Source organism: Natronorubrum sediminis (assembly GCF_900108095.1).
Lineage (GTDB): Archaea > Halobacteriota > Halobacteria > Halobacteriales > Natrialbaceae > Natronorubrum > Natronorubrum sediminis.
Genome location: NZ_FNWL01000001.1, coordinates 173,805 through 200,157, shown reverse-complemented (window position 1 = coordinate 200,157; position 26,353 = coordinate 173,805). Strand labels below are relative to the sequence as shown.

24 protein-coding genes and 1 tRNA gene are annotated in these 26,353 nt (G+C 61.0%); 19 read left to right on the top strand and 6 right to left on the bottom strand.

Annotated elements, in window-relative coordinates:
- Positions 1 to 9: 9 nt before the first annotated feature.
- The 10 genes from BLW62_RS00950 (at position 10) to BLW62_RS00905 (ending at position 11,288) form a co-directional block, all read left to right on the top strand.
- Positions 10 to 1,479 carry an aldehyde dehydrogenase family protein gene (locus BLW62_RS00950; protein WP_090503799.1) on the top strand — a complete coding sequence of 490 codons (1,470 nt, stop codon included), beginning with the start codon at positions 10 to 12 and terminating at the stop codon, positions 1,477 to 1,479.
- A gap of 111 nt (positions 1,480 to 1,590) precedes the next feature.
- Positions 1,591 to 2,772 carry a YhjD/YihY/BrkB family envelope integrity protein gene (locus BLW62_RS00945; RefSeq protein ID WP_090503794.1) on the top strand — a complete coding sequence of 394 codons (1,182 nt, stop codon included), beginning with the start codon at positions 1,591 to 1,593 and terminating at the stop codon, positions 2,770 to 2,772.
- 72 nt (positions 2,773 to 2,844) lie between these two features.
- Complete coding sequence (locus BLW62_RS00940) at positions 2,845 to 3,267, top strand: DUF7988 family protein (RefSeq protein WP_090503790.1); 423 nt, start codon at positions 2,845 to 2,847, stop codon at positions 3,265 to 3,267.
- Positions 3,268 to 3,403: 136 nt separating this feature from the next.
- On the top strand, positions 3,404 to 4,021 hold the full coding sequence (locus BLW62_RS00935; RefSeq protein WP_090503786.1) for a hypothetical protein: 618 nt from the start codon (positions 3,404 to 3,406) through the stop codon (positions 4,019 to 4,021).
- 171 nt (positions 4,022 to 4,192) lie between these two features.
- Complete coding sequence (locus BLW62_RS00930; protein WP_090503780.1) at positions 4,193 to 5,560, top strand: metal ABC transporter substrate-binding protein; 1,368 nt, start codon at positions 4,193 to 4,195, stop codon at positions 5,558 to 5,560.
- A gap of 93 nt (positions 5,561 to 5,653) precedes the next feature.
- Positions 5,654 to 6,394 carry a metal ABC transporter ATP-binding protein gene (locus BLW62_RS00925; RefSeq protein WP_090503775.1) on the top strand — a complete coding sequence of 247 codons (741 nt, stop codon included), beginning with the start codon at positions 5,654 to 5,656 and terminating at the stop codon, positions 6,392 to 6,394.
- Positions 6,394 to 7,404, top strand: a complete 1,011-nt coding sequence (locus tag BLW62_RS00920) for a metal ABC transporter permease (RefSeq protein WP_090503771.1) — start codon at positions 6,394 to 6,396, stop codon at positions 7,402 to 7,404. Before BLW62_RS00925 ends, BLW62_RS00920 begins: the two co-directional genes overlap by 1 nt.
- A gap of 114 nt (positions 7,405 to 7,518) precedes the next feature.
- Positions 7,519 to 9,630, top strand: coding sequence for an acetate--CoA ligase family protein (locus BLW62_RS00915; RefSeq protein WP_090503766.1), 2,112 nt, complete (start codon positions 7,519 to 7,521; stop codon positions 9,628 to 9,630).
- Positions 9,627 to 10,865: a phosphotransacetylase family protein gene (locus BLW62_RS00910; RefSeq protein WP_090503762.1), complete on the top strand. Its 1,239-nt coding sequence runs from the start codon at positions 9,627 to 9,629 to the stop codon at positions 10,863 to 10,865. The genes BLW62_RS00915 and BLW62_RS00910 overlap by 4 nt, the downstream gene beginning before the upstream one ends.
- A gap of 129 nt (positions 10,866 to 10,994) precedes the next feature.
- Positions 10,995 to 11,288: a PRC-barrel domain-containing protein gene (locus BLW62_RS00905; RefSeq protein ID WP_076578074.1), complete on the top strand. Its 294-nt coding sequence runs from the start codon at positions 10,995 to 10,997 to the stop codon at positions 11,286 to 11,288.
- An 83-nt stretch (positions 11,289 to 11,371) separates the two neighbouring features.
- Here the strand turns inward: BLW62_RS00905 and BLW62_RS00900 are convergent, their stop codons facing one another.
- Entirely contained in the window at positions 11,372 to 12,820 is a 1,449-nt protein-coding gene (locus tag BLW62_RS00900) for a DHH family phosphoesterase (protein WP_090503758.1), read from the bottom strand.
- A 172-nt stretch (positions 12,821 to 12,992) separates the two neighbouring features.
- Here BLW62_RS00900 and BLW62_RS00895 point away from each other — a divergent pair.
- Positions 12,993 to 13,066, top strand: a tRNA-Lys gene (locus BLW62_RS00895).
- Positions 13,067 to 13,455: 389 nt separating this feature from the next.
- Here the strand turns inward: BLW62_RS00895 and BLW62_RS00890 are convergent.
- Positions 13,456 to 14,949 carry a hypothetical protein gene (locus BLW62_RS00890; protein WP_090503754.1) on the bottom strand — a complete coding sequence of 498 codons (1,494 nt, stop codon included), beginning with the start codon at positions 14,947 to 14,949 and terminating at the stop codon, positions 13,456 to 13,458.
- A 391-nt stretch (positions 14,950 to 15,340) separates the two neighbouring features.
- Here BLW62_RS00890 and BLW62_RS00885 point away from each other — a divergent pair, with 391 nt between their 5' ends.
- The 5 genes from BLW62_RS00885 to BLW62_RS00865 all read left to right on the top strand — a co-directional run bounded on the left by BLW62_RS00885 (position 15,341) and on the right by BLW62_RS00865 (position 19,535).
- Positions 15,341 to 16,006 (top strand): MBL fold metallo-hydrolase, encoded by a 666-nt coding sequence (locus BLW62_RS00885; protein ID WP_090503750.1) that lies wholly within the window; start codon positions 15,341 to 15,343, stop codon positions 16,004 to 16,006.
- 118 nt (positions 16,007 to 16,124) lie between these two features.
- Positions 16,125 to 16,448, top strand: coding sequence for a HalOD1 output domain-containing protein (locus tag BLW62_RS00880; RefSeq protein WP_090503747.1), 324 nt, complete (start codon positions 16,125 to 16,127; stop codon positions 16,446 to 16,448).
- Between the two features lie 468 nt (positions 16,449 to 16,916).
- On the top strand, positions 16,917 to 17,585 hold the full coding sequence (locus BLW62_RS00875; protein ID WP_090503742.1) for a helix-turn-helix domain-containing protein: 669 nt from the start codon (positions 16,917 to 16,919) through the stop codon (positions 17,583 to 17,585).
- A 229-nt stretch (positions 17,586 to 17,814) separates the two neighbouring features.
- Complete coding sequence (locus BLW62_RS00870; protein ID WP_090503738.1) at positions 17,815 to 18,582, top strand: enoyl-CoA hydratase/isomerase family protein; 768 nt, start codon at positions 17,815 to 17,817, stop codon at positions 18,580 to 18,582.
- A 95-nt stretch (positions 18,583 to 18,677) separates the two neighbouring features.
- On the top strand, positions 18,678 to 19,535 hold the full coding sequence (locus tag BLW62_RS00865; RefSeq protein WP_090503733.1) for a hypothetical protein: 858 nt from the start codon (positions 18,678 to 18,680) through the stop codon (positions 19,533 to 19,535).
- 134 nt (positions 19,536 to 19,669) lie between these two features.
- Here BLW62_RS00865 and BLW62_RS00860 read toward each other — a convergent pair whose 3' ends face one another.
- The 3 genes from BLW62_RS00860 to pyrB form a co-directional block, all read right to left on the bottom strand.
- Positions 19,670 to 20,509: a hypothetical protein gene (locus BLW62_RS00860; protein WP_090503729.1), complete on the bottom strand. Its 840-nt coding sequence runs from the start codon at positions 20,507 to 20,509 to the stop codon at positions 19,670 to 19,672.
- Between the two features lie 416 nt (positions 20,510 to 20,925).
- Positions 20,926 to 21,414 (bottom strand): aspartate carbamoyltransferase regulatory subunit, encoded by a 489-nt coding sequence (gene pyrI / locus BLW62_RS00855; protein WP_090506368.1) that lies wholly within the window; start codon positions 21,412 to 21,414, stop codon positions 20,926 to 20,928.
- Positions 21,407 to 22,339, bottom strand: coding sequence for an aspartate carbamoyltransferase (gene pyrB, locus BLW62_RS00850; protein WP_090503724.1), 933 nt, complete (start codon positions 22,337 to 22,339; stop codon positions 21,407 to 21,409). The genes pyrI and pyrB overlap by 8 nt, the downstream gene beginning before the upstream one ends.
- A gap of 232 nt (positions 22,340 to 22,571) precedes the next feature.
- Between pyrB and BLW62_RS00845 the strand changes: the two genes are divergently transcribed.
- On the top strand, positions 22,572 to 23,198 hold the full coding sequence (locus BLW62_RS00845; RefSeq protein WP_090503720.1) for an RAD55 family ATPase: 627 nt from the start codon (positions 22,572 to 22,574) through the stop codon (positions 23,196 to 23,198).
- Positions 23,199 to 23,369: 171 nt separating this feature from the next.
- On the opposite strand, the gene BLW62_RS00840 is transcribed toward BLW62_RS00845, so the two are convergent.
- Complete coding sequence (locus BLW62_RS00840; RefSeq protein ID WP_090503716.1) at positions 23,370 to 24,329, bottom strand: FKBP-type peptidyl-prolyl cis-trans isomerase; 960 nt, start codon at positions 24,327 to 24,329, stop codon at positions 23,370 to 23,372.
- A 93-nt stretch (positions 24,330 to 24,422) separates the two neighbouring features.
- On the opposite strand from BLW62_RS00840, the gene cyaB reads away from it, so the two are divergent.
- Both cyaB and BLW62_RS00830 read left to right on the top strand, forming a co-directional pair.
- On the top strand, positions 24,423 to 24,968 hold the full coding sequence (gene cyaB, locus BLW62_RS00835; protein ID WP_090503713.1) for a class IV adenylate cyclase: 546 nt from the start codon (positions 24,423 to 24,425) through the stop codon (positions 24,966 to 24,968).
- Between the two features lie 143 nt (positions 24,969 to 25,111).
- Positions 25,112 to 26,317, top strand: a complete 1,206-nt coding sequence (locus tag BLW62_RS00830) for a methionine adenosyltransferase (protein ID WP_090503710.1) — start codon at positions 25,112 to 25,114, stop codon at positions 26,315 to 26,317.
- Positions 26,318 to 26,353: the final 36 nt, after the last annotated feature.

Below are 26,353 nucleotides of genomic sequence, written 5' to 3'. Positions count from 1 at the left end.
CGTGCTCGTATGGCAACGAGAATCGCACAGCGACGAGAGCAGAGTTACGTCGCCGGAGAGTGGCTCGAGTCCGAAAACGCCATTTCGGTTTCGGATCTCGCCGATGGCGGCACCTTCGCGCAGGTTGCCGCTGCCGATCGATCCGTCGCCGAGGCGGCACTCGAGGCAGCCCACGAAATCAAGCCCGAGCTTCGAGAGACGACGGTCGTCGAACGCGCCCAGTGGTGCGAGGAAATCGCCGCTGGCATTCGCGAGCGCGAAGAAGAACTGACGGAGGTCATCGTCCGCGAAGCTGGGAAGCCGATTTCCTCTGCTCGCGGCGAGGTCGAGCAGGCCGCAACTCGGTTCGATCGAGCCGCGGAAGAGGCCCGCAATATCGTCAGCAAGGGCGAGTATCGCGAGGGCTCGACCGAGGGCCACGAGGGCTGGCAGGCCATCGTGAAACACGAACCGATCGGCTCGGTGTTGTGCATCGCCCCCTACAACTACCCGCTGGCGACGACGGCGCTCCAGGCCGCACCCGCGCTCGCCGCCGGCAACAGCGTCGTCCTCAAACCCGCGAGCAAGACGCCTATCTCGGCGGCGATCCTCTCGACCGTGATCGCCGACGTCGACGGCATTCCCGACGGGGCATTCAACTTCGTCCCCGGCGAAGCGAGCGAAATCGGTGACGTGCTCGCGGGTGACGACCGCATCAACGCGATCGCCATGACCGGTTCCTCGGGAGCTGGGAACCACATCGCCCGCGAGAGCGGGATGGTCAACCTCCACATGGAACTCGGCGGCAACGCGCCGGCGATCGTCTTCGAGGACGCGGACCTCGCGGACGTCGCAGGAAGCTGCGCCAAAGGATCGTTCAAGTACGCCGGCCAGCGCTGCTCGGCTATCTCGCGCGTGATCGCCCACGAGTCAATCCACGACGACCTCGTTGACCTCATCGAGGGGCAGATGGACGCCTGGCAGGCGGGCGACCTCTTCGACGAGGACACGGCTTTCGGCCCCCTCATCAGCGAGGAACAAGCCGACTGGGTCGAAACACTGGTCGACGACGCCGTCGAGAAGGGGGCGGATCTGATTCGCGGCGGCAGCCGTCGCGCTCCCGAAGGCGTGCCGGAGGAACTCGGCGATCAGTTCTTCGAGCCGACACTGCTCGCGAACGTTCCCTACGACGCCAGAATCGTCGACGAAGAGCAGTTCGGCCCCGTCGCAGCGATCACCACGTTCGAAGACGAAGACGAGGCACTCGAGATCGCGAACGGCTCCGACCTCGCACTGGACGCTTCCGTCTTCACGAGCGACCACTCGAGAGCGATGTCCGTTGCGGATCGAGTGGATGCGGGTGCCGTTCGCATCAACGGCCCGCCAAGCCACGGACTCGGCGACATTCCCTTCGGCGGGAACAAGGACTCGGGTATCGGCCGCGAAGGGCTCGACGCCTCGATCCACGAAATGATGCGAAAGAAGAGTATCGTCCTCTAACCGACGATTCCGGCGACTCGAGGGGCCGTTCCTCCGCTCGTTTTTCTCACCGCTTCCCTCGTGGTGGATGCAAGCCGACCTGCTATCGGTATTCAGGCCGATTGGTAGCTCATGTCGAGCGATTTTCGTGACGGCCTCAATTTCGCCAAAACGGTCGTCGAGGGTATTCAGGAGAAGAACGTCCCGTTTATGGCCGCGAGCATCGCCTACCAGGCGTTCATCTCGCTCATTCCGTTGCTCGTGCTCGTTTTCTTCTTCGTCACGCTCGCCGGAGACGAACAGTTCGCGGCGCAGGTCACCGAGACGACGGAGGGAGCACTCCCCGAAAGCGGCCAGTTGCTCATCGAAGAGTCGCTCGAGGACTCACCTGCGACGGCGGGGTCGACCGTCATCGGCGTGGTCGTCCTCCTGTGGGGGTCGCTGAAGATATTCAGGGGGCTCGATACGGCGTTTTCGGAAATTTACGATACGACCGCGGAGAGTTCGTTCCTCGACCAGATCCGCGATGCGCTGTTGGTTTTCGGTGCGATCGGTGGCGCGCTCATCGCCGCAACCGCCGCCGGAATCGTGTTCGCGTTCCTGCCCGATATCCCTGGCCTCGGACTCTTGCAGTCGCTGTTACTCGTCGTCGTTCTCACGGGCGCGTTCTATCCAATGTACTACTACTTCCCGGACGTCGACGTCTCCAAACGCGAAGTGATTCCCGGCGTGTTGGTCGCGGCCATCGGCTGGATGGCCCTCCAGTCGCTCTTTCGGGTGTACGTTGCCTTCGCCGCCGAGTCGGAGGGAGCGGGGGCAGTCGGTGCGATTTTGCTGTTGCTAACGTGGCTGTACTTCGGTGGCCTGATCTTGCTCTCCGGAGCCGTCGTCAACGCGATCGGAACGGGCTACCTCGAGCCGGGGAGCGACGAAACCGAACAGGGTTCGGACGACTCGAGGGAGCCACTCGAGGGCTCGATCGCAGCGACGGGGAGAGCGCCCCTCGGAGCCGAGACGGCGAGTGAGTACGAGTACGACCACCTTCGCGATCGTGCGAACGCCCTCGAGCGCGAGCGAAACCAACTCCGACTCGATCGGGACGCACAACGAAAACGACGGTACCGCCTCGAGGATCGCGTGCGAGCGCTCGAGTCAACGAATCGGGAACTCGAAGCGACCAATGACCGACTGCAGCGATCACTCGAGGAACGCGAGCGAGACGAAACACGCACCGGCTGGCAACGCGCGCTTCGAACGGTGGCCCGACACGTGCGGACGATCAACGTCGGATCGCTCGACCGTGGCCGTGAGTGAGGGTCAGCGGATGGATTTGTGCAGTCGGTCGGATTCGAGACACATTAGTACGTCCCGGTCGCATTCGGAGCCGTGTCGTACCCGGTTCGAAGCGCTCGCCAGCGAATTCAGGCGGAACACGCTGCGGTCGTGGAGGGAGTCGACCGCGTCGCAACACGGATTGCGGAGCCGTGGGATACCGCGCGAACGACGGATCGCAACGCTGTCGTCGACGGTCTCCACGAGGGTCTCGAGATGGCTGGCGTGCTCGAGTACCTCCCTCGAGTGCTCGTCGACGTCGTGGAAGCGATTGGATATGAGCTTCGGGCACAGCCGGTCGCCGCGCCGCCGTACGTCGTCGTCACGAGTCGCGGACCGCTACTTCGCGCGACGATCGACCCGGGCCGATTGATTATCAGATTCAACGCGTTCGAAGTCGTTCGCGACCACGATCCCCGTCGGCCACCGGCGTATCGCCGACAAGACGGCGTTCGCGTTCACGTCTCACTCGAGTAGGCTCGCGAACTCGTTTTCGGAGGGAGATTCGATTTTCCGAACCAGACGCTGCTATTTACCACCCCACAATTGCTCTTCGTTATTAACATCGTTACACTCATTACTAATCAGTCGCAACTCTTCGTCGAGAACTAACATGACCGCAAATAAACGTTCGACGTCTCGTCGCACACTGCTCGCATCGTCCGGTTCGCTCGCACTACTCGGCTTCGCCGGTTGCCTGAGTGACGACGACGACGGAGACAACGGAAGCGACGATAACGGCTCCGACCTCGAAGTCGAAGCGTTCCAGTTGCTCGACCGCGACCACGACGAGGACGTCATCGCGTACGTCCACGGCGACCACTGGGACCACGGGCCGCTCGTGGTTCCGGAGGGAGACAACGTCTCTCTCGGTGCGCGCGTCGAAGACGAAGACGGGGAGGAAATCGACCTCGAGGAAGCGGGCCTCGACCTCGAGGGCGAACTCGTCGGCGATGGAGACGACATCGTTTCGTTCGAATCACACGGCGACCACATTCACGTCGAAGGGGAAGAAGAAGGGTTCACGGACGTCGTCTTCCAACTCGTCGAGGACGACGAGGTCGTGTACGAAACTCCTGGCGACGACGAACGCCCACTCGAGGTCGAAGTTGGTGACGAGGACCAAGAGTACGTCGACGAGGACGACGACCACGGTCACGATCACGACGACGACCACGACCATGACGACGACGGCCACGACCACGACGACGGCCACGATGACGATCACTAACTGAGAGCGGTCGACAGAGCGCGTTTCGGACAGGTGCCTTCTGCCGCATCGACTTCCGTCGAAACCCGAGACGCCGCTGTGTTACTAATTCACAGTTTCGCAGTAGCAGCTGTTATTAACAGCTCGGGAAAGAATAATAACGCTTTTATTCACCCGCTGGCACCATCCGGTATGGAACGAACACGCCGATCGGTGCTCCAGGCGGGGGCTGGTGCACTCGCATTCGGTACGCTGGCCGGTTGTCTAAGCGATCCCGCGAGCAGTGAGGCCGACGGTGGGTACGCCTCGTTTTTCGCCCTCTGGGACATGGCATCCGAAATCGGCGGCGACGAACTCGAGTTCGAAAACGCCGTTCCCACGGGGGAGATGGGTCACGGGTACGAGCCCTCGAGCGATCTGCAACGCAATATTGCCGATTCGGACGTCTTCGTCTACTTCGAGACCGACGAGTTCGGCTGGGTCGAGGAGTACGTTGTCGACTTCGAACGGGACTACGACCACCTCACGCTGATCGACGCCATGGACGGACTCGAAGATGCGTTCCTCGAGATGGACAGCGACACGGCAGCAGATCAGGAACCCGACGACTTCGACGACGACCCCGAGTCGATTTCGGTGGTCGGATTCGAGCTGTTCGAGCGCCGAAGCGGGGAGGAACTCGCGTGGTGGCACAACGACCACTGGCACGGCGGCCTCCCCGACGTCGCCGTCGACGAGACGCTCGAGGTCGAAGCCGTCGTCGAGGACAGCGAGGGTCGCATCCTCCCCATCGGTTCGAACGAATCCTTCCAACTCGAGGCGACGACTGCCGACGACAGCGAGGGCGAGACCGTCGAAATCGACTCCCAAGGAGATCACGTTATCTTCAGCGGTCTCGAGGAAAATACGTCGCGAGTCGTCTTCGAACTCGTCGCGGACGGTGAGGTCGTCTTCGACACGAGCAACGACAACGCGCGACTTGAGGTCGTCGACGAGGTCGAAGAGAGCGACGTTCCGGAGATGTACGACCCTCACGTCTGGGTCGATCCGGTTCTGGTCCGTGACATCGTCGGGACGATTAGAGACGGCCTCATCGAGGCCGACCCCGACAACGAAGACGTCTACGAGGAAAACGCCGCAGCGTACATCGAGCGGATCGACGACATTCACGACCAGCTTCAGGACCTCTTTGCAGAGACTGACCGTGACATCGCCGTTCTCGCCGGCCACGATGCGTTCCAGTACCTCGAGGTTCGTTACGATATCGAGTTGCACACGCCGGTCGGCATCTCGCCCGACGACGACGTCTCTCCCAACGATATCAGCGACACAATCGAGATCATCGAGGAGAACGACATCGACACGATCCTCTACGATCCGTTCGACGACATGAGCAACGTCGTCAACGAGGCGCTCGAGGAGACCGACGCCGACGAGACCGCGCCGCTGTCGCCACTCGAGGGCACGACCGAGGAGTGGGAAGACGACGGATACGGCTGGGTCGAGCAGATGGAGGAAGTCAACATTCCGGCGCTTCGGGCCGCATTCGGTGCCGAATGAGTTGTATATGATCGCCACAGTAGTCGTACCGATCGGTCGAGCCAAAGTAGAAGAGATAAACCACTCCGTGCCCGACTACCAAGTGAATTCACCGTGAGTGCAGCCGTCGATATCCAGAACGTGTCGTTCGCGTACGGCGAGAGCGTCGCCGTTCGGGACGTCTCGTTGACGATCGACGAGGGCGACTTTTTGGGACTCATCGGCCCGAACGGCTCCGGGAAGACGACGCTACTGCACCTGATGTTGGGTCTGCACAGTCCAGATAGCGGTTCGATCGACCTCTTCGGCGAACCGGTCGACGAGTTCGAAGCCGGCGAGCGAATCGGCTACGTCTCCCAACAGGCGACCAGTCGCGGCGGAACGATGCCCGTCACCGTCCGCGAAGCCGTGACGATGGGGCGATTCGCCCACGCCGGCTTCGGTCGACTTTCCGACGCCGACGAAGAAATCGTCGACGACGCACTCGAGACGGTCGACATCTCCGATCTCGAGAATCGACGCGTCAACCAGCTCTCGGGCGGCCAACGCCAGCGAGCCTACATCGCCCGCGCGCTCGCCTCCGAAGCGGATCTGCTGGCACTGGACGAACCGACCGTCGGCGTCGACGCCGAGTCTCGAGACGAGTTTTACCAACTGCTGGACTCGCTCAACGATTCGGGTATTACGATCGTCTTGATCGAACACGATATCGGCGTTGTCACGGATCGTGCGGATCATATCGCCTGTATCAATCAGGAACTGTACCACCACGGAGACACGGAATCGTTCGTCGAAAGTGACGCCTTAGCAGCGGCCTACGGCTCGACCGGGCAGGTCGTTCATCACCACCACTGATGGGACCGAATATTCGCCGTTCCGTCGAGTTCGCAGGTCTCGCCCTGACGGCCGTGTTAGCCGTCGTGATGATCGGATTCGTCACCGTCGAGTCCCTTCGGTCGCTCGCTATCGGGGAGTTCCTCTACGGGCAGTTCATCACCACCGGCCGGTGGATAGACTACTACCTCGGGACGAACGTCTTCAGCCACGGCTTCATGTGGCGCTCGATGGCGACGACGGTCCTTATCGGCATCATCGCGCCGGTCGTCGGAACGTACCTCGTCCACAGAGAGATGGCCCTGATCGGCGAAACGCTCGCTCACACGGCGTTCGCCGGCGTCGCCATCGGACTGTTGTTCAGTACGACGACGGACTGGGACGGCAGCCTGCTCACTGCGGCGCTCATTGTCGGTATCCTCGGTGCGCTGGGCGTCCAGTGGCTGGCCGAACGGACGAACACCTACGGCGACGTGCCCATCGCGATCATGCTCACCGGGAGCTTCGCCGTCGGGACGATCATCATCAGCTACGGGCAGGGACTCTCGGGCGTCAGCATCGAGGACTACCTCTTTGGCAGCGCGGCAGCGGTTCCGACGGAAGGCGCGCAACTCGTCGTGGTCCAGACGATCGCCGTCCTCGGCGTGATCGCGATCACGTACAAACAGCTGTTGTTCATCACGTTCGACGAGCAAGCCGCACGCGTCGCTCGCCTCAACGTCACCGGCTACAACACGCTCTTGATCGTGATGACCGCCGTAGTCGTCGTCGGCGCGATGCAGATTCTCGGCGTCATCCTCGTCGCCGCGATGCTCGTCGTTCCGGTTGCGGCCGCCTCACAGCTCGCCAACAGTTTCCGGGAAACGCTCGTCCTCTCGGTCCTGTTCGGCCAGATTTCCGTCATCGTGGGATACGGACTCTCGGTCCACCAGAGTCTCCCGCCGGGTGGCTCCATCGTCGTCGTCGCAATCGTGGTCTACCTCCTCGCGATCGCCGCCTCGAGTCGCTCGGCGGCGCTGTCGATGCACTGATTGTCGCGTGTCAGGTGTTGGGGTCACCTGTCGGTCGGTTTCTCGCGCTTCGAGTCTGGCACACGTGTGTGTCAGGGTACAGCTTTACCTCGCCGCGAGTTGAGAGATCGTGTGATGGGCCGGCTGTCTGCGCTCTTCGATCCGGAATCCGTCGGTGTCGTCGGGGCGACCGACCGCGAGGGGTCGGTTGGGCGGGCGATCCTCGAGAACCTGCAGGAGACCTACGACGGTGAAATCGTCCCCGTCAACCCCTCGCGCGAGCAGGTGCTCGGACTCGAGTGCTATTCCAACGCCACGGCAGCGCCGGCGATCGATCTCGCGGTGCTCGTCGTTCCACCCGACGTCGTCCTCGAGGTGCTCGACGATCTCGGTGAGACCGACACCCGCGCGGTGGTCGTCGTGACGGCTGGATTCGCCGAGTCGGGTGAGAAGGGGGCGAGGCGCGAACAGCGCCTGCGCGAACGCGCCGAGCGCTACGACCTCGAGATCGTCGGGCCGAACAGCCTCGGCGTCATGTCGACGGTCAACGGCCTGAACGCCACCTTCGGGCCCGACTCGCCGCGCGAGGGGGCTATTTCGTTTCTGAGCCAATCCGGCGCGTTCGTCACGGCCGTCCTCGAGTGGGCCGACGAGCAACGAATCGGCTTCCAGCACGTCGTCTCCCTCGGGAACAAAGCCGACCTCGACGAAACGGACTTCCTCCGAGAGTGGGGCGACGACCCGGGGACAGACGTCATTATCGGCTATCTCGAGGGGATCGACGACGGCACTGCGTTCCTCGAGACTGCGCGTGCAGTCACCGAGGACACGCCGATCGTGCTCGTCAAAGCCGGCCGAACGGACGCCGGTGCGCAGGCTGCCTCCTCGCACACCGGAGCGATCGCCGGCAGCGAACGAGCCTACGAAACCGGCCTCGAGCAAGCCGGCGTGATCCGGGCACACTCCGTCCAGGAGCTATTCGACTTCGCTCGAGCGCTTTCTGGCCTGCCGGAACCCGACACCGACGGCGTCGCCGTCGTGACGAACGCCGGTGGGCCGGGCGTGCTCGCGACCGACGCGGTCGGCGACTCGCGACTCGAGATGGCCTCGTTGAGTGCCCAGACGACAGATGGTCTCGCAGAAGTCCTGCCAGACGAAGCGACGCGGTACAACCCGGTCGACGTGATCGGTGACGCTGACGCCGACCGCTTTGGCGACGCACTCGAGACCGTCCTCGAGGACGACGCCGTCGGTGCAGCGATCGTCGTCAGTGCACCGACAGCAGTGCTGGGATACGACAGACTCGCCGAGACGATCATCGAGAAGCACGAAGATTCCGGCAAGCCCATCGTGACGTGTCTGATGGGCGGCGAGCGCGCGCGGGCCGCAGAGCAGGTCCTCCGTGGGTTCGGCGTGCCGAACTTTTTCGACCCGACTCGCGCGGTGGCCGGACTCGAGGCGCTGACCCGATACCGAGAGATTCGTGAGCGAACGATCGACGAGCCGACGACGTTCGACGTCGACCGCGAGCGCGCTCGAGCGGTGCTCGCACGCGCGAAGCGATACAGTGACAACCGCCTCGGCGTCGAGTCGATGAAATTGCTCGAGGCCTACGGCATCCCGACGCCGGCGGGTGAAGTGGTATCGGACCCAGAGCGAGCGTCCGAGGTTGCGAGGGCAATCGAGGGTGACGTCGTGATGAAGATCGTCAGCCCCGACGTGTCCCACAAATCCGACATCGGCGGGGTTCGAGTCGGCGTCTCGGACGAGGAGGTGGCCAGTGCCTACGAGGATATCGTCGCTCGCGTGCGAACGTACCAGCCCGACTCGACGATTCTCGGCGTCCAGATTCAGGAACTCGTCGAGATGGAAGACAGTACCGAGACGATCGTCGGAATGAACCGCGACCCGCAGTTCGGGCCGCTCGTCGTGTTCGGCCTCGGCGGCATCTTCGTCGAAACGCTCGAGGACACGGCGGTTCGCGTCGCGCCGATCGGCGAGTCCGAGGCCCGCGACATGATCGACGAGATTCAGGCGTCACCGTTGTTGCGCGGCGCTCGCGGACGTGAACCCGCACATATCGACGCCATCACCGAGACGATCCAACGGCTATCCCAGCTAGTCGTCGACTTTCCGTCGATACTCGAACTCGACGTCAACCCGCTGGTCGTCGCTCCGGAGGGAGTACAGGCGATCGATCTCAGCCTCACCGTCGACACAGACCGACTCGAGGGAGACGAGCCATGACTGACACAGATACCGAGACAGACACATCGACAACAGCGACCGATCGAAACTCGACCGAGAGCAAGCAGACTGGTGCCGAACAGCCCGAAACCGACGATCGCGACGCGAGAGAAACGGCGGCTGAGAGCGAGGACGACGAGACCGCTCACGAGGAGCGCGAGTGGGAAACGGAGACGATTCTCGTCAGTTCGATCGAATCGGGAATCGGAAAGACCGCGATTACCATCGCGCTTGCGGGCATCGCGCGAGATGGCGGTGCACGCGTCGGCTACATGAAGCCGAAGGGAACCCGTCTCGAGAGCAACGTCGGGAAAACGCTGGACGCCGACCCGTTGCTCGCTCGAGAGATCCTGGGGCTCGACGCGGAACTCCACGACTTAGAGCCCGTCGTCTACTCGCCGACGTTCATCGAACAAACCCTTCGGGGTCGGGAGGATCCCGACGAAATTCACGAGCGAGTCGAGGCGGCGTTCGAGACCGTCGCCGAGGGGTGTGATCGGCTATTCGTCGAAGGTGGCGGCGAGTACACCGTCGGCGGGATCGTCGACCTCACCGACCCCGACGTCGCGAACCGCTTCGACGCCGAGGTCATCCTCGTCGCGCCGTACTCGATTCCCCGCGACGTCGACGACGTACTGGCCGCAGCCGCCGCCTTCGGAGATCGGCTCGCGGGCGTCGTCTTCAACAACGTCGAGAACGCCGCTCACGACACGCTCGAGTCGACCGTGGTCCCGTTCCTCGAGAGCCGCGGAATTCCGGTCTTCGGAATCTTGCCCCGCATACAGACGCTCTCGGGAGTTTCAGTCGACGAACTGGCCTCGGAACTCGGCGCGTCGGTACTCGTCGAGGGCGAGGACAGCTACATCGAGCGCTTTAGCGTCGGCGCGATGGGCGCAGACAGCGCGCTTCGGTACTTCCGGCGAACGAAAGACGCCGCCGTCATCACCGGCGGTGACCGCGCCGGTATTCACACTGCAGCACTCGAGGCACCCGGCGTCACGTGCTTGATCCTCACCGGCGGTCAGCAACCGTCGAAGACCATCATCGGCGAGGCTGCACAACAGGGGCTCTCGATCCTCTCCGTTCAGACCGACACGCTCACGACGGTCGAACGCGCCGAGAACATCGTTCGCAGCGGACGCACGCGCGACGAATCGACCGTCGATCGAATGGAGGACTTGCTCTCAGATCACGTCGATGTCGAATCGATACTCGAGGGCATTTCGGGCGCGTGACTCGTGAAAACGCAGGAATCGAACTCGGCGTGCGTTCGTGTTTCGTTTCACCGAGGACTGGTGTCTCCTTTCGGTCGTCGTGAATGCGTCTGACCAACAATTAAGAGTCCGCCACGCATGAGCCCAGTCATGGACGACACTCCCCAAGAAATCACCTCTCTCGTCGGTCGCGAGGTATACTCGAACAATGGCGTTTTCGTCGGCGAAGTCGAGGATCTTCGTTTGAACGTCGACGGCGAGGCCGTCACCGGACTCGCCCTGGGTCAGCTCAACACCGAACTGTTCACCGACACCGCTCGCGGAACGCAAGGCGTCATTGTCCCCTACCGCTGGGTCCGTGCTGTCGGCGACGTCATCCTGATCAACGACGTCGTCGAGCGCGTCAAACAGCCCGACGAGGAAGAGCAAGAAGTCGTCGCCTGAGATCAGTTTCGAATCCTTGTCCGACGGACGAAAATTACCTTCGAGCCGCTGTATTCGACTTTCTGACGATTTTGCGAATGGGGTTAACTCCCGTTCGATCCTTCGCTGCCGTCGACACCCATCGCGTCGAAGAGCGTCCGTTTGACCGCCTCTTCGGTCAGGTCGAGTAGCGTGTCTCGCGTCTCCTCTGAAATCTGGATTCCAGTGAAAATGCCCAACGGGATTTCGGCGCTTGCTTGCGTCGAGTGGCCCGCAGTCTCACCCATCTCGCCGTAGGCATCCTCGAGCACCTTGCCGATGTTGATTCGGATGTCCTTCGAGCGACCCGCGAGGAAGATTGTCTCGTCGGCGATTCCGAAGACGGCAGTCGTGGTGACGCCCTCGAGATCGAGCAGATGGCTCGCGGCCTGCGTGAGTGCTTCGCGGTCGCGCACGAGCCCGGCGTTCGAGACGAGGTGACTGCCCTGGACGTCTCGGTTGGTGATCGCCTCGGCGAGCACGTCGAGCGTTTCGGGGGACATCGACGGCGACTCGACTTGTTCTAGAGTATCGTGGTTCGCGAAGGGGTAGAGATACGCGGCGGCGGTGAGATCCGCGGGGGTAGTGTCGCGTTTGAAATCGAGCGTCTCCGCGCGGATACCGTACAGTAACGCGGTGGCAACCTCCTCGGAGACGTTCATGTCGAACTCCTGAATATACTTCGTCATGATCGTCGACGTGGAGGACATGTTCGGTCGAATGTCGACGAATTCGGGTTCGTACTCCACTTCGGGTTCGTGGTGGTCGACAACGATGTCGACGTCCAGGTCCATCTCTGCGGACGTCGCGTGATCCACCATGGCCGCCGTATCGTAAATGGCGTGATCGCCGATTTCGTCCCACTGCACCAGATCGATCCCGAGGAGGTTGACGAACGCGCGATTCTCCTGGTGGCCGACGTCACCCAGATAGATGATATCCGATTCGACGCCGAGGTGGGACGCAATCGCCTGCAGCGCGGCCGCACTGGCGATCGAGTCCGGGTCCGGACTATCCTGTGTGACGATCGCCAAGCGCTCGTCGGTCGTCTCGACTAACTGGGCGAGTTTGCCCGCATTGTACTCGAGTTCCCCCGACTCGAGGGCGCGGAGGGCGGATTCGGCGATCACTGCCGACGGGTTGATGACGATGTCGGCACCGGCTTCCTCGAGTTCGTCGCCGGAGACGGGGTCGCTCGCGCGGGCGACGACGAATTGAGTGTCGTCGACAGCGCGGATGTGTTCGACGGCCTGTTTGTTAGATTCGACGTCGGAGGCGAGGATGAGGACGACGTCGCGGTCGGTGACGAAGTCTGCGGTTTCGGGTTCGCTGATGTCTGCCGTGCGGGCGTCGAGGTCCTGATCGCGGAGGGACTCGACGCGGCTTTCGTCACGGTCGATGATCAGGACGTCCTTTCCCTGCTCGACGAGTTCTTCTGTGACGGCGTAGCCGACGCTGCCACATCCCAAGATCGCATAGTCAGAAATCGACGAGATGGTAACCCCCGTACTCATTGAACGTGTGGTGGGACCGACCACACTTAACGCTCCCGAAGATTGTTACCCGATGAAGTGCTCGGTCAGTGACGCACAGTGCCAAAAGGTGCGGAGTAGTGTGTGTTCGTCCCTGTCACGACGAGTTCTAAGGGAAACGTATTTCACTCGTCGCAGAAAAGTCGCAGGTACAGGGCCGGTAGCTCAGTTCGGCAGAGCGTCTGACTCTTAATCAGACGGTCGCGTGTTCAAATCGCGCCCGGCCCGCTTCTGCGAGGAACAATTCGTGACGAGCAGAGCGGCCAAAACGATTTGAACGCAGGGAGTGGGAGGTGAGCGACACCGAAGGTGGAGCGAACGGGAACGACCGTGTGTTCATAATCGCGCCCGGCCCGCTTTTGCCACGAGCAAACTCGCGAGTGGCAAAACGGCCCTGCGATTTGAAGTAGACCAGAAAGGCACAGCGAAGTCGTTCGAAACGGCTCTGCCGTTTCGTAATGACGAGAGAGCTGTGCTCTCTCGAACCACGAGCATTTCTGGGCGTCGTTCACAACCGCGTCCGGCCAGAGTGTAGCCACTCGAGCCACGCCGTCTACTAGTTTCGTACCGAGTACTCGAGAAGCGCCAAGGGGACCTGTTCAGGGGCGACGAGACAGTTATCGGTCGTCTCGGACGCCGTCGGGGAGATCGTTGTTCGTCCGGGAGACGGAGTCAGTGCTCTCGAGAATGCGAAGCGAGTAGCCGTCTGCATCGACAGTTGCGGTGGTGTCCTCGAGCGTGACGCTGTCTGCGCCGTTGAGGGTGATCGCGGTGTCGGTCGTCTCGAACTCGCTGTCGGCGATGATCGTGTCGGATCCGCGGAGGTCGATCCCGCGTCGGTTGTCCGGTCCGAGTTGCTCGACCTCGAGGCCGACGAACTCACAGCCGTTTCGTTCGCAGAAGATCGCTTCTCGGTTTCGAGCGCCGCTCGCGTCGCCCGTGATGTGGACGTCCTCGAGTTCGACGGCGCCGGCATCGGAGCCGAGAATTCGGACGGCGTTGGCGCTGCCGTTGATGTCGATGTCGACATCGTCGATAGTCGTCGCGCCGGCCGACGGATCGATTCGGACGGCGGCGTTTGGCTCGTCGCCGACGGTGATTTCCGAATTCGTGATCGAGGCGCTGTCGACGGGATCCATGATTCGAATCGCGTCGCCGTTCGGTTCGGGTACGTCGACGGTGATGTCCTCGAGTTCGTGTTCGCCGTCGTCGAGTCGGATCGCGTGTTGACCGGCGGAGTCGTGTTGGTTCTCGTCGACGACGACGGTTGCGCCCTCGACCCGGCCGGTCGATCCGCTGAGACGGATCGAGGCGGTGCCGCTGTTCTGGTAGGTGCCACCGTCGACACCGATTCGGCCGGTTTCGTTCGAGGCGTAGAGTCCGTTGTCCGGGAAGTCACCCAGTCGGCAGTTCTCGAAGATGAGCAAACCGCGGTGGTGTTGGTCGACGGCGAAGCCGGTTGCTCCGCGCCACATGTTCCCAGCGTTTGGCGTCTCGTCGACGTGGTCCGCGCCGTCGTCTGCGAAGAAGCAGTAGACGTGGCCCTCACCGTCAGGATCGGTGATGTTGAACAGTCCTGGTCCCCAGGTACCGCTGTCGTGGCGTCCCTCGACGGAGATATTTCGGACGGAGAGCCCGTCCTCGACTTGAGCGCTGATTACGCGGATGCCCGTGTCTTCTGCGCTCTGGTCGACGTCGAAGCCTTCGAAGAGGAGGTCTCGTCCCGGGTCCTCGTGCGTACCGAGTCGGAAGAGGCGATACTGTGGTCCGTCGAACTCGTGGAAGGAAGCCGGGACCAAGGTCGCGCCGTGGCCGCTGAAGCCGACGTTCTCGAAGTTAGTGAGGCGCAGTTGTTCGTCCATGTAGTATCGCCCCTCCGGGAACTCGAGAAGAGTATCGTCGCCAACGTGCTCTCGTAATACAGGCGTGATGGACTCGTTCCCTTCGGGGTCCGCGCCGGCTTCGACGACGTCGACGACTGTCTCGTATTGGTCCTCGAGCGCCGTAGCGCTCGACGTCCCGGCGACCGTGAGCGTCCCAAGCCCAACGAGGCAACCCTTTATGTACGACCGTCGATCAATGCTTCGTTTCCGTGAATCGTTTCGAGACACGGCCAGTCCTCACCGTTAACGGTTATTACGTATATCCCAAGTAAAATAATACCAGTCTAGACACAGATTTCGAACGCCATCAAAGTCGCGACCAAAATACTGAAAGTCAGGACAAAGCGAACGTAATTCTATGAAACGCAATGCAAGCAGTTCTTGCTCGGACCGTTGGAAACGACTCAACTGAGGGACTGGGGCCGCCGAGACGGGAACAACAGTTGCGCTCGAACGAAAGAACCGTTTGAGAGACTTTCATGGAATGGTACTATCGAACGCATTCCGCCGCTCGAGGTCGCTCCCGGGGACATTCGAGCAACGGCGTGGATCGATCCCCCGAGCGCGTTACTGGCTGACGGGAGTATAAGGCAAAACCCGTCGTATGATCCGCGTGACGATGTCCATCACATACGAGGGAATTACGTTCGAACGGATCGGCCACGCGAGCAAGCGACTCGAGACGGACGATGGAACGGTTATCTACATCGACCCCTGGGAGGAGGTCCTCGAGTCCGAACCGGGAGACGGCGATATCGTCTTCGTCACGCACGACGACTTCGATCACTACGATCCGGCGGGGATCGACGCCGTATCAGGACCGGATGCGACGGTCGCTGTTTACGAGGCGGTCGACACGAGCGACCTCGAGCGCGATGTCGTCGACTTGCCAGCGGACGGCGAGACGACGGTCGACGGGATTACCGTCCAGACGGTGCCCGCGTACAACGACCCGGATGGGGAACACGTCGACGACGACGGAAATCCGTTTCACGCCGAGGGTGAAGTGATCGGGCTGCGTATCGACCTCGATGGAACCACCGTTTTCTGTCCGTCGGATACGGACTTCCTCGAGCACCACGAGTCGATCACTGCAGCGGTTTTCATCCCACCGATTGGGGGGCACTTTACCATGGACCGACACGAGGCGGCGGACTTCGCTCGCAGCGTTGATCCGGAGCTCGTCTTGCCCGAACACTACGATACGTTCGAACCGATCGAGACGGACGCCGAGGCCTTCGTTGCTGAACTCGAGGACGACGACATCCGCGTCGAGTTGTTTTAGAGAGAGATCGAGACACGATTCCTGAGCGCACAACGAAACGAATTACCAGTGACTGAGACGGTCACTGCCCTACGCATTTTGGAACAAGTCTCTTTGAAAGACAATCGTGAGACAGTGTATGGTCTCCCACGATGACCGCCCTCGACTACACGACGACTGTGTAGAGATCCGGACCGTTCGTGAGGACGGTGAATCTGTGACACACATGATTCTGCGAGGACTGGCCCGAAGCAAAAACGTTCCCGTGTCACAACTCGATTCGCTCTACGACGACGTCGAAACGGAGTCGGTAGGTGATTTACTCGCCCATTCGAGAGAGACTGATTCGAACGTCAGTGTCACGTTTACGACTGACGACCACACCGTCGTTGTCACCAGCGAGGACTGCGTCTGTATTCGTGACCCTGATCGAGCACACTCGAGTTTCAACGAGAAAAACTAGGGCACTCTCGAGTGGTTCGCTCGCTTTCTCGCCGGATGCAGGCCCTCCATACCGGACATCGTACACGCTCTCCGAAGAGACGCAATAGTGACGAACGAGCACCCTCACAGAGAGTATTCGATCTAACGACTGTCTCGATAGTCAATATTTTGGTGTTCAATCCGTGGCAGGCACTTGCACTCGAGTCGGTCTGCCCATTCTATTGTACAAGTGATGAATACGAGACGCACGCTGTGTGACCGTTGGCTACGTCCACTCAACAGCACCTGCGTTCCACTCAACGTCACTTACGATCCATCCGACCGCTGACAGCAAGAGTGAGTTCAGATCAATGAACGTATACTGATATTCCGACGTAAATGACTCCCTATCGTAACCCTTCATGGAGAGTGTAATTCACCGTCATCGCTTCTAATCTCTTTGGAAACGGGGTTATCCGACTCCTCGTTGTATCCCTGATTGAGAATTATGACATCGATCGCAGACATCGAGATTTCGGCAGACGGGACCGGAACCGGTGAATTGTTCGACGCAATTCCATCGCTCACCTGCGAGATGGAACGGGTAATCGCTTCGAGCGGCCACGGACTCTGGCTCTCGGGGCCTTCACAGGAAGCAATCGAGGACGCCCTGACGGAAGCGTCAGGCATCGAATCGTACACACTCATTTCCACCGACGACGGTCGGTGGCTGTACGATCTCCAGTTCAACAACGCCACGACCGACGTCTTCGAGTTGATCCTCGAGGAGCAGGGAACGGTCCTGAGCGCGTCGGCCTCGAGTGGCACGTGGCTGCTGAGCATTCGATTTGCCGACCGCGAGAGCGTCAGTTCGCTCTACGACAGACTCGACGAGGCGGAGATCACGCCGACGATCGTTCGCCTGTTCGACCTCGCAGATGAGACGCACACGCAGTGTGGGCTCACGGCGCGACAGTACGAAACGCTCGTGGCGGCGATCGACCACGGCTACTTCGAAATTCCGCGTGAGGTTTCGATGCAGGAACTCTCGGAGGAACTCGACATCTCACACCAGGCCCTCTCGGAGCGACTCCGCCGGGCCTACCGCGCACTCGTCACCTCGGAACTCAACGTCTCCGAGGACGAAACCGTCGCCCCGCCGATGCCATCGGATTGATCGAATCGATTGCGCTGACCACCTGATTACCCAAACGACGACCAATCACCGGCTGTCGATTCCGGTTTCACTCGATGTTTTCGCGGCCCAGCGAAGTTAGATCCCGTCGCTCGAGTCGCGACGGGAGCCGACCCCACGAACGAGCGTTGATCGTTCGTATCCCGGTTGACGATCCGTAGCCGAGACCCGAACGGGTACCGTTATGTTCCGTGCCAGACATGCCCTGTCTATGCACGTCGAACGCGACGACGGAGTCCGCCGAATTTTCTTCGACCGACCAGCGGCACTCAACGCAATGACGAAAGAGACCGCCGTGAATCTCGCAGAGACGATCGAGGAGACGTCTCCGGACGAGTATCACGCAATCGTCCTCACCGGCGAGGGCGACGCGTTCAGTGCCGGAGGCGACCTCGAGTCGCTCTCTAACTTTCCGGACACGGCGCGAGACGCGTACGAGTCGGTCTCCGACACCTTCGGCCGCGTCGTCGAGGCGATGCTCGAGTCGGACGTCCCGATCGTTGCGAAAGTCAACGGCGATGCAATCGGTGCAGGACTGGCACTCGTCGCCCTCGCAGACATCGCCTACGCGAGCGAGGACGCGACGTTCTCGTGTGCGTTCGTCCGCGTTGGACTCATTCCTGATACCGGCGCCACGTTCATGCTGCCCCACATCGTCGGTCTTCGGGCCGCGAAGAAACTCGCGTTCACCGGCGAGTTTTTCGACGCCGAACGGGCGGCCGACCTCGAGTTAATCAACGAGGCCGTTCCAGCCGACGAACTCGACGAGCGCGTCGAGCAAGACGTCGCTCGGCTTCGAAAGGCACCGACGGCCATCGTCGGCATGATGAAACAGGCGATGCACGAGAACATGACGCGTCACTGGTCGGAAGCCCTCGATTACGAGAATCAACTGCAGGTACAGGCCCGGACGTCGGACGCCCACGAGGAAGGAGTCACGGCGTTCCTCGAAAACCGGGAGCCAGAATTCGACACCTAAGGCGCTGATACTTACGGACTACTCCGGTAATACTCGAATCGCAAGCCACCGCAAGCACCACCAACTTCCACCGGTTCGCCGTCTAGCCGAGTGTAATGTCTCCAGAATTTACTGACGACGACATCGGCAAGACCGTCGTCAACGCAAACGGCGAGGAAGTCGGCTTGATCGCGGGCATCGAACACGGCACCGCACACGTCGAGCCAGACCCCGGAATCGCAGACACGATCAAAGCGAAACTCGGCTGGGGCGGTGCCGACGACGACACCTATCCACTCCAAGAGAGCTCCGTCGCCGAAGTGACTAACGACGAGATTCGCCTCGAGAGTGATCTCTCGGGGAGCGCCGGCGGCGGAGCGACCAGCGCCGGCGGCGAATCCGACCTCGACACGGACACCACAGAGATGGGATCCTCGAGCGACCGAGCGGGAGCCGGCGGCGCTGCCGGAGCCAGTGCAGGCTCGGCCAGCGCCGGTACTCAATCGGGTCGAGAAGGACGAGACGACGATGACGGATTGATGGGTGACGACGATGACGGCCTTATGGACGATGATGACGACGGCGGATTGATGGATGACGACGATGATGATGGCGGACTCATGGACGACGACGATGACGATATGATCGGTGATGACGATGACGGGTTGATGGGTGACGACGATGACGACATGATTGGTGATGACGACGATAGCGGACTCATGGACGACGATGACGACATGATTGGAGACGACGACGATGGATTCCGAGACGATGACGACGGCCTCATGGACGACGATGATAGCGGCGTTAGAGACGACGATGATGGGTTGATGGACGATGACGATGACGGCCTCATGGACGACGATGACGACGACATGATCGGTGACGATGATGATGAGGGGCTCATGGACGACGATGACGATGACCTGATCGGCGACGACGATGACGACGTCGACAGTCGAGGCACCCGATAAACCCTAGCCCAACCGACTCGAGTCATGACGGCGGAGATTCGGCTGGTCAATTCGATTTTTCGAGCGAGAGTACACGAATCCGAGCCACCAGGAGACATCGAGAAACGAGTGACGCCAGCACCGGCCGAGTCCGTTCAGCGGTCCGAATCCGGGTCGCCGTGTGTCACGCCGTCGCGCTCGTCGGCACGCATCCGCCTCAGTGTCGCTCGAGCGTTGCTCGCTTCGTAGCCGAAGAACACGTCGTTGCCATACTCGCTCGCAACCTCCGTGGCGTGGACCAGATTGTCGATATCGATGTTGATCGCGTACAATTCGATGCTGAAGGGCGTCTCGAGTGCGCTCTCGAAGCCACGAGCGATGGTCTCGAGCCAGTAGGTCGTCTCGTAGGCCATGTCGTACAGCGGGACGACGAACTCGTCGACGTGTTCCTCGAGAGCCTCGAGATCGATTCCCGCCCGTTCGTAGAGGTGTCCCGGGTACGGATCAGGATAGACGGTCATGTAGACGCGACCAGGGATTCGCTCGACGGCTTCCTTGACGAACTCGGTGATGACGTTCGCTCGCCACTCGTATCGATCCTCGAAACGGCTGTTCTCGAAGGACTGTTCGCAGACGCCACAGCGACAGTACTCGGCGCGGGGAAAGCCGATATCGTCGAGTCTGACGTCCTCGTTCGCCTCGACGCAGTCGTCGATGATCTCGAACAAGCCCTCGCGGTAGTCCTCGCGAGACGGGCAGATATAGGCCCAATCGAAGTACGTCCGATCTCGAGTGGCCGGGCGACCGAGGTCGTCGACGGGAACGAGTGAAGGGTCGGCGTCCGCCGCAGCGTTGTCACCGAAACACGACACCATGTTCACACCGTTCTCGATCGGTTCGGCCGACCGACCGGTCACGTCTTTGACTTCGTAGAAGCCCCGGTCGAACTCGGGCCAGTTGACTTCGTCTTCGTTCCGCGTGACGACGCCGTACATAGTGGATGGTTCGTCGCCGACGCCGTAAGCCGTTCGGAACGCACCGTGTTCACCTCACCAATCAGTACCGTGTCGACAGGATTTGTACACGCGAGTAGCGAGGCAACTCCGCGATCGAGACGCCGAAAAATGACGGTTGTCGGGGACTATTCGACCGGTTCGTACTCGACTTCTTCGATCTCGACGTCGGAAGAGCCGCTGAGGGCAACCTTCCAGAAAACGGCGATGACGAACAGGGCGAGCAGGAGTTTAACTGTACGAGACATGTACATCTCCACGTTCTTTTGATAGCTACTTAGCTATTCTGGACAGTTCTCTCGGGGTGAAAAAAGTCTCAGTAACGAGACCATTCGTGTAGATCACCACGGGGTACCGAAAAACACGATGGAAACGGGACTCGTGTGCGCCAGCGGCGTTCAGGTGTCGATTAACGAGGCGATCCCGGTGCGGACGATCGTCTCGCAATACGCACATCTGACTCCGTCCTCGAGCACGTCGAACGTGGACGTAACCGGTTCGTCGCCGGTCGTAATACACCCCGAATTTGGACACGAGAGGACGCCTTCAACGAGTTCCGGGCGATCGACGCGGTGCTTTTCGATCACGTCGTAATCCCGAACGATGTTGATCGTCGACTCGGGGGCGATGAGCGAGAGCACGTCTACTTCGTCTTGGCTGAGCTCTCGCCCTTCGACTTTGACGATGTCTTTTCGCGCGAGCCGATCCGAGGGGACGTTCATTCCGATCGAAAGCTCCTCACCCTCGCTGCCGTCGATGCCGAGAATCGCCAGTACGTTCAGCGCCTGCCCACCCCGAACGTGATCGATGACGGTTCCGCTTCGGATCTTGCTGACGCGTAACTGGTGGTCGCCGCCCGTCTCGCCGTTGGCCCCATCGTCACTCATCGAGATCACCTCCGTCCGTGAGCAACAGATCCAACAACGCCATCCGAACCGGCACCCCGTTGTGTGCCTGATCGAAGTACGCCGCGTGAGTCGTGTCGTCGATCTCGGGTGCGATCTCGTCGACGCGGGGAAGCGGATGCATCACCGTCAAATCGTCCGCTGCAGCCTCGAGCGTCTCGAGGTCGATCTGGTACTCACCCGCGACCTTCTGGTACTCGGATTCGTCGGGGAAGCGTTCGCGCTGGATTCTGGTCACGTAGAGGACGTCGAGCGACGGCAATACCTCCTCGAGCGCCTCGTGTTCACGGATTCCCGGACCGTCGTCGGATTGATGAAGGTCGTAGACGACCTCGCGGGGCAACTGGAGGCTCTCCGGGCTGATAAAGTGCTGGCGTGCGTCGAAGTTCGTCAGGGCGTGGGCCAGCGAGTGAACCGTCCGGCCGTACTTCAGGTCACCCATGATCCCGATCGTTAGATCGTCCAGCCCGGCGTTTTCGCGGATCGTGTAGAGATCGAGCATCGTCTGTGTCGGGTGGTGTCCAGCACCGTCACCGGCGTTCAACAGTGGCACGTCGACGAACTCGCTGGCCATCGTCGCCGCCCCTTGGCGAGGATGGCGCAAGACGAGTGCGTCCGCGTAACCTTCGATAACGCGGACCGTATCGGCGAGCGTCTCGCCTTTCTTGACGCTCGAGGATTCGATCGAACCCATGTCGACGACGTCGCCTCCGAGGCGTTTCATGGCGGTTTCGAAGCTCATCTTCGTCCGCGTACTCGGCTCGAAAAAGAGCAAGCCGAGCAACGTGTTCGCGTGTCGGTCGGCGACCGTCGATGGGTCGGCATCGATCTCGGCCGCTCGGTCGAGGACCGTCTCGATGTCCGCCCGCGAGAGTTGTTTGCTCGTGATGAGGTGATCGTGGCGCATTCGTTCGTGTTAGCTCTTGGCGTCCCCTTGAATCTCCCCATTCGACGTCGCGTATTACCGAGCGAGAACAAACGATACGCGAGCGGAAAGGTTAGCCAGTACCGCACCGATAGTGACGGGAAAACATCCGCAGTAGCGTCCGCAGAGACGGGGTGCTACACACACCTCGTTTCCAGTGAATGTACTGAAGCCAAAGAGTTATGCGAGCGCTGCGGTAAGTACGCGCAATTGCATGGCGGGTCGGCTGGAGACTGGAATCGACGTGTTGGATCGGAAACTCGAGGGTGGGTTACCGACAGGGTGTGTCGTCGCCTACACTGCCGAGCCAGCGAGCCAGTCGGAACTTCTCTTGTACGAACTCACGGCCGCCCGCGGGACCCTGTACCTCTCGACCGAACGCTCCGACGAGGCAGTCAATCGAGCAATCGAAGCCTCGCCGTCATCAGTCGGCAGTCCGACCGTTCGACACGTCACCAGCGACGACCCACTCGAGGAAGCGACCCAGTTGATCGGCGCGTTGCCCGACGGCGCGAATCTCATCGTCGACACGATGGATCTCCTCGAGCGAGCCGACCCGACCGAGTACGTCACCTTTCTCAACGAACTCAAGACGCAGATGATCGAGACCGGTTCGATCGCCATCTTACACTGTCTCAAAGGGAACGATGTTCCTAAAAGTCGGCCACGGACACTCCACGCCGCGGATGCCGTCTTCGACTTGCGAACGAAAATCGCCGGCACGGAACTCGAAAATCATCTCACGATCCCAAAATTCCGCGAGGGCAAACAGCCGACCGAAGCGATCAAACTCGAACTCGTCGAAGAAGTCGCGATCGACACGAGCCGAGATATTGCGTAACTCGCTCGAGACGGGGTACGAGTCGATTCTGGTCTTACAGTGACATCTGCTCGCTCACGTCGCGCTAAACGACGGACCGTCTGTGTCCCCCTCCTCGAGCACACGCAGTGCTGAGTGAGAAGCTCCGGTAAAAATGCGTTCGTCGGTAAATGCCGTTTAGTACGAGCGACGTTACTCTTCTGCGCCTTCGAGTTCCTCGACAATTTCGTCGGCGTCGACGTCGGCGTCCTCGAGGGCTTCCTCGATGTCGCCGCCGCCCATGCCGCCCATACCGCCCATCATGCCGCCCATTCCACCCATACCCATGCCGTCGATGACTTCCTGGACGATGACGCGGTCGACACCGATCTGGTCGATGACCTGCTGACCGATCTGTTGTTTGCCCATCATCCACTGCTGGTTCATGGTCATCTGTGGCGTGGCCTCGAGGTAGAGCGTCTCTTTCTCGACGACCTCGGTTTCGAACTCAGGTTCTGCGTCCTCGTCCTCGTCTTCGTCGGGTTCGACGGGAACTTCCTCTTCGACCTCGTCGGTCTCGATCCAGAGGTCTGGTTCCATGCCGAGGAACATCTCGAACAGGCCGGCAGCCTGCTGTTCGCGGTCGTCGACTTCCGCGAGAATCTCGTACTCGTACTCGACGTCTTCGCCGGCGAGTGGGTGGTTGAAGTCGACGCGAGCGCGGCCGCCGATAATCGTGCTGATGTAGCCCTGCTGGCCGTCGACTTGCACGTTTGCGCCGGGGTAGCGGTCGTCTTCGTCGATCTTCTCGGCGCTAACCGTCTGGACGTCGTCGGGGTCGTACTCGCCGAATGCCTCTTCGGCGTCGATCGTCACGGTACCGGAGTCGCCGGCTTCGCTGCCAGTGAGTGCCTCCTCGACGCCTTCGAAGATGTGGCCCTCACCGAGAACGATCGTTCGGGGCTTGAACTCCTGGCCCTGATCGTCGACGCCTTCTTCTTCGGCGACCTCGGGATCCGTCGTGTCGACGAGTTGCTCGTCCTCGACGGTGTACGCGGTGTATTCGATTTCGACGAAATCGCCCGTTTGAAGCCCCTCCTGGGCGTCTTCGTCTGCTGATTCGTCAACGTCATCGGCCTGCTCCTCGAGTTCGGCCTCCTGATCCTCGGTCATACGTTGTACGTCCCGCCGTCTACATTTAAGGGACACGTTTTCACGCGGGCACGGAGCGACCGATACTTACTCTCGGTGCTCGTGGCCTCGAGCATGTACGAAGTCGAAGTGAAGGTTCCCGCCGACCTCGAGACCGTTCGAACCCGACTCGAGGCACTCGAGGCGACGCGGGAGGGGGCACTCGTTCAGCGAGATACGTACTACGATGCGCCCCACCGGACTTTTGCCGAAACCGACGAAGCACTACGAATTCGTCGAGAGTCAGACGCCGAATCGGACGTCGAGGAGACGAGAGTGACCTACAAGGGACCGCTCCTCGACAACGAATCCAAGAGCCGCGAGGAGTTCGAAACGGCAGTCGCAGACGACGACACGTTCGATGCGATCCTTACGAACCTCGGGTTCGAACCCGCTGCAACGGTTCACAAAGACCGCGAGCGATTCGACCTCGAGGGGTTCACGATCACGCTCGATTTGGTGGACGATGTAGGTGAGTACGTCGAAGTCGAGACCGACGTCGAGGACGAAGCCGACCTCGAGTCGGCCCGCGAGTCGGTGTATGCGGTGCTCGAACGCCTCGAACTCGATCCCGACGAACAGATCCGAACGTCGTATCTGGGGCTGTTACTCGACTCGTGAGGTGTCGACGCACAAATACGCGTAACAGAGCGCAGAAAGGGGCCAGAGACGCCCGATTTCGCTCAGCCCTATAACCTGCAAGCATTTTTCGAGCCGATTCTGTTTCCGCAAGTTATAGAACCACGCTTCGCTAACTCCGGGGTATGAGCGAGCGGAACATTCGGATCGAGCCAATCGACCGTCGAGCAGTCGAAGACCAGGACGTCGAGATCGTCGAGCGAAAGGGAATCGGGCACCCCGATTCCATCTGTGACGGCATCGCCGAAGCCGTCGCCGGAGCGTTGGCCCGCGAGTACTTAGATCGCGTCGGCGAAGTGCTTCACTTCAACACCGACGAGACGCAACTCGTCGCCGGCGAAGCCGCACCCGCATTCGGCGGCGGCGAAGTTGTCGACCCCATCTACCTCCTGATCGTCGGCCGTGCGACCAAACACTACGAAGGCCAGACGATCCCGGCCGAGACCATCGCGCTCAAAGCCGCTCGAGCGTACCTCGAGTCCGAGATCCCCCACCTCACTTACGGCGAGGACATCGTCGTCGACGTCAAACTCGGTGAGGGGAGCGGTGACCTGCAGGAAGTTTTCGGAGAAGACGAAGTGAGCGTCCCGATGGCCAACGACACGAGTTTCGGCGTCGGTCACGCCCCGCTCAGCGAAACCGAGCAGATCGTGCTCGAGGCCGAGGCCCGGCTGAACGGCGAATTCGCCGACGAACACCCGTATCTCGGCACCGACGTGAAGCTGATGGGCAAACGCGAGGGCGACGAGATCGACGTCACCGTCGCGGCGGCGATGATCGATGAGCACATCGCGGACATCGACGCGTACGCGGAGGCCGTCGAATCCGTCCGGGAGTTCGTCGAGGACGTGGCGAGCGAGCACACCGACCGGTCGGTCGACGTGCACGTCAACACGGCCGACGACTACGAACAGGGCTCGATTTATCTGACCGTCACCGGCACCTCTGCCGAGCAGGGCGACGACGGCTCGGTCGGCCGCGGCAACCGCGCGAACGGCCTCATCACCCCGAATCGCTCGATGTCGATGGAAGCGACGAGCGGCAAGAACCCGGTCAACCACATCGGGAAGATCTACAACCTGCTCTCGACTGAGATCGCAGAACAGGTCGTCGACGAGGTCGACGGCATCCGCGACCTGCGCGTCCGCCTTCTCTCACAGATCGGCCGACCGATCGACGAACCCCACGTCGCCGACATTCACATCGTCACCGACGACGGCGTCGAACTCGGCGACGTCGAGGACGATGTCGAAGCCATCGTCGACGACGAACTCGCCAACGTCACCGACATCACCCGCCGCGTGATCGACGGCGAACTCTCGACGTTCTAAGGCCACCTTCGAGTCCAATTTTGTGTTGAGCCGGCG

Bases quoted from the DNA above. Each gene is read 5' to 3' on its own strand.
- BLW62_RS00950 (WP_090503799.1), top strand. From the start codon at position 10: ATGGCAACGAGAATCGCACAGCGACGAGAGCAGAGTTACGTCGCCGGA.
- BLW62_RS00945 (WP_090503794.1), top strand. From the start codon at position 1,591: ATGTCGAGCGATTTTCGTGACGGCCTCAATTTCGCCAAAACGGTCGTC.
- BLW62_RS00935 (WP_090503786.1), top strand. From the start codon at position 3,404: ATGACCGCAAATAAACGTTCGACGTCTCGTCGCACACTGCTCGCATCG.
- BLW62_RS00930 (WP_090503780.1), top strand. From the start codon at position 4,193: ATGGAACGAACACGCCGATCGGTGCTCCAGGCGGGGGCTGGTGCACTC.
- BLW62_RS00920 (WP_090503771.1), top strand. From the start codon at position 6,394: ATGGGACCGAATATTCGCCGTTCCGTCGAGTTCGCAGGTCTCGCCCTG.
- BLW62_RS00915 (WP_090503766.1), top strand. From the start codon at position 7,519: ATGGGCCGGCTGTCTGCGCTCTTCGATCCGGAATCCGTCGGTGTCGTC.
- BLW62_RS00910 (WP_090503762.1), top strand. From the start codon at position 9,627: ATGACTGACACAGATACCGAGACAGACACATCGACAACAGCGACCGAT.
- BLW62_RS00905 (WP_076578074.1), top strand. From the start codon at position 10,995: ATGGACGACACTCCCCAAGAAATCACCTCTCTCGTCGGTCGCGAGGTA.
- BLW62_RS00900 (WP_090503758.1), bottom strand. From the start codon at position 12,820: ATGAGTACGGGGGTTACCATCTCGTCGATTTCTGACTATGCGATCTTG.
- BLW62_RS00885 (WP_090503750.1), top strand. From the start codon at position 15,341: ATGTCCATCACATACGAGGGAATTACGTTCGAACGGATCGGCCACGCG.
- BLW62_RS00880 (WP_090503747.1), top strand. From the start codon at position 16,125: ATGGTCTCCCACGATGACCGCCCTCGACTACACGACGACTGTGTAGAG.
- BLW62_RS00875 (WP_090503742.1), top strand. From the start codon at position 16,917: ATGACATCGATCGCAGACATCGAGATTTCGGCAGACGGGACCGGAACC.
- BLW62_RS00870 (WP_090503738.1), top strand. From the start codon at position 17,815: ATGCACGTCGAACGCGACGACGGAGTCCGCCGAATTTTCTTCGACCGA.
- BLW62_RS00865 (WP_090503733.1), top strand. From the start codon at position 18,678: ATGTCTCCAGAATTTACTGACGACGACATCGGCAAGACCGTCGTCAAC.
- BLW62_RS00860 (WP_090503729.1), bottom strand. From the start codon at position 20,509: ATGTACGGCGTCGTCACGCGGAACGAAGACGAAGTCAACTGGCCCGAG.
- pyrI (WP_090506368.1), bottom strand. From the start codon at position 21,414: ATGAGTGACGATGGGGCCAACGGCGAGACGGGCGGCGACCACCAGTTA.
- pyrB (WP_090503724.1), bottom strand. From the start codon at position 22,339: ATGCGCCACGATCACCTCATCACGAGCAAACAACTCTCGCGGGCGGAC.
- BLW62_RS00845 (WP_090503720.1), top strand. From the start codon at position 22,572: ATGGCGGGTCGGCTGGAGACTGGAATCGACGTGTTGGATCGGAAACTC.
- BLW62_RS00840 (WP_090503716.1), bottom strand. From the start codon at position 24,329: ATGACCGAGGATCAGGAGGCCGAACTCGAGGAGCAGGCCGATGACGTT.
- cyaB (WP_090503713.1), top strand. From the start codon at position 24,423: ATGTACGAAGTCGAAGTGAAGGTTCCCGCCGACCTCGAGACCGTTCGA.
- BLW62_RS00830 (WP_090503710.1), top strand. From the start codon at position 25,112: ATGAGCGAGCGGAACATTCGGATCGAGCCAATCGACCGTCGAGCAGTC.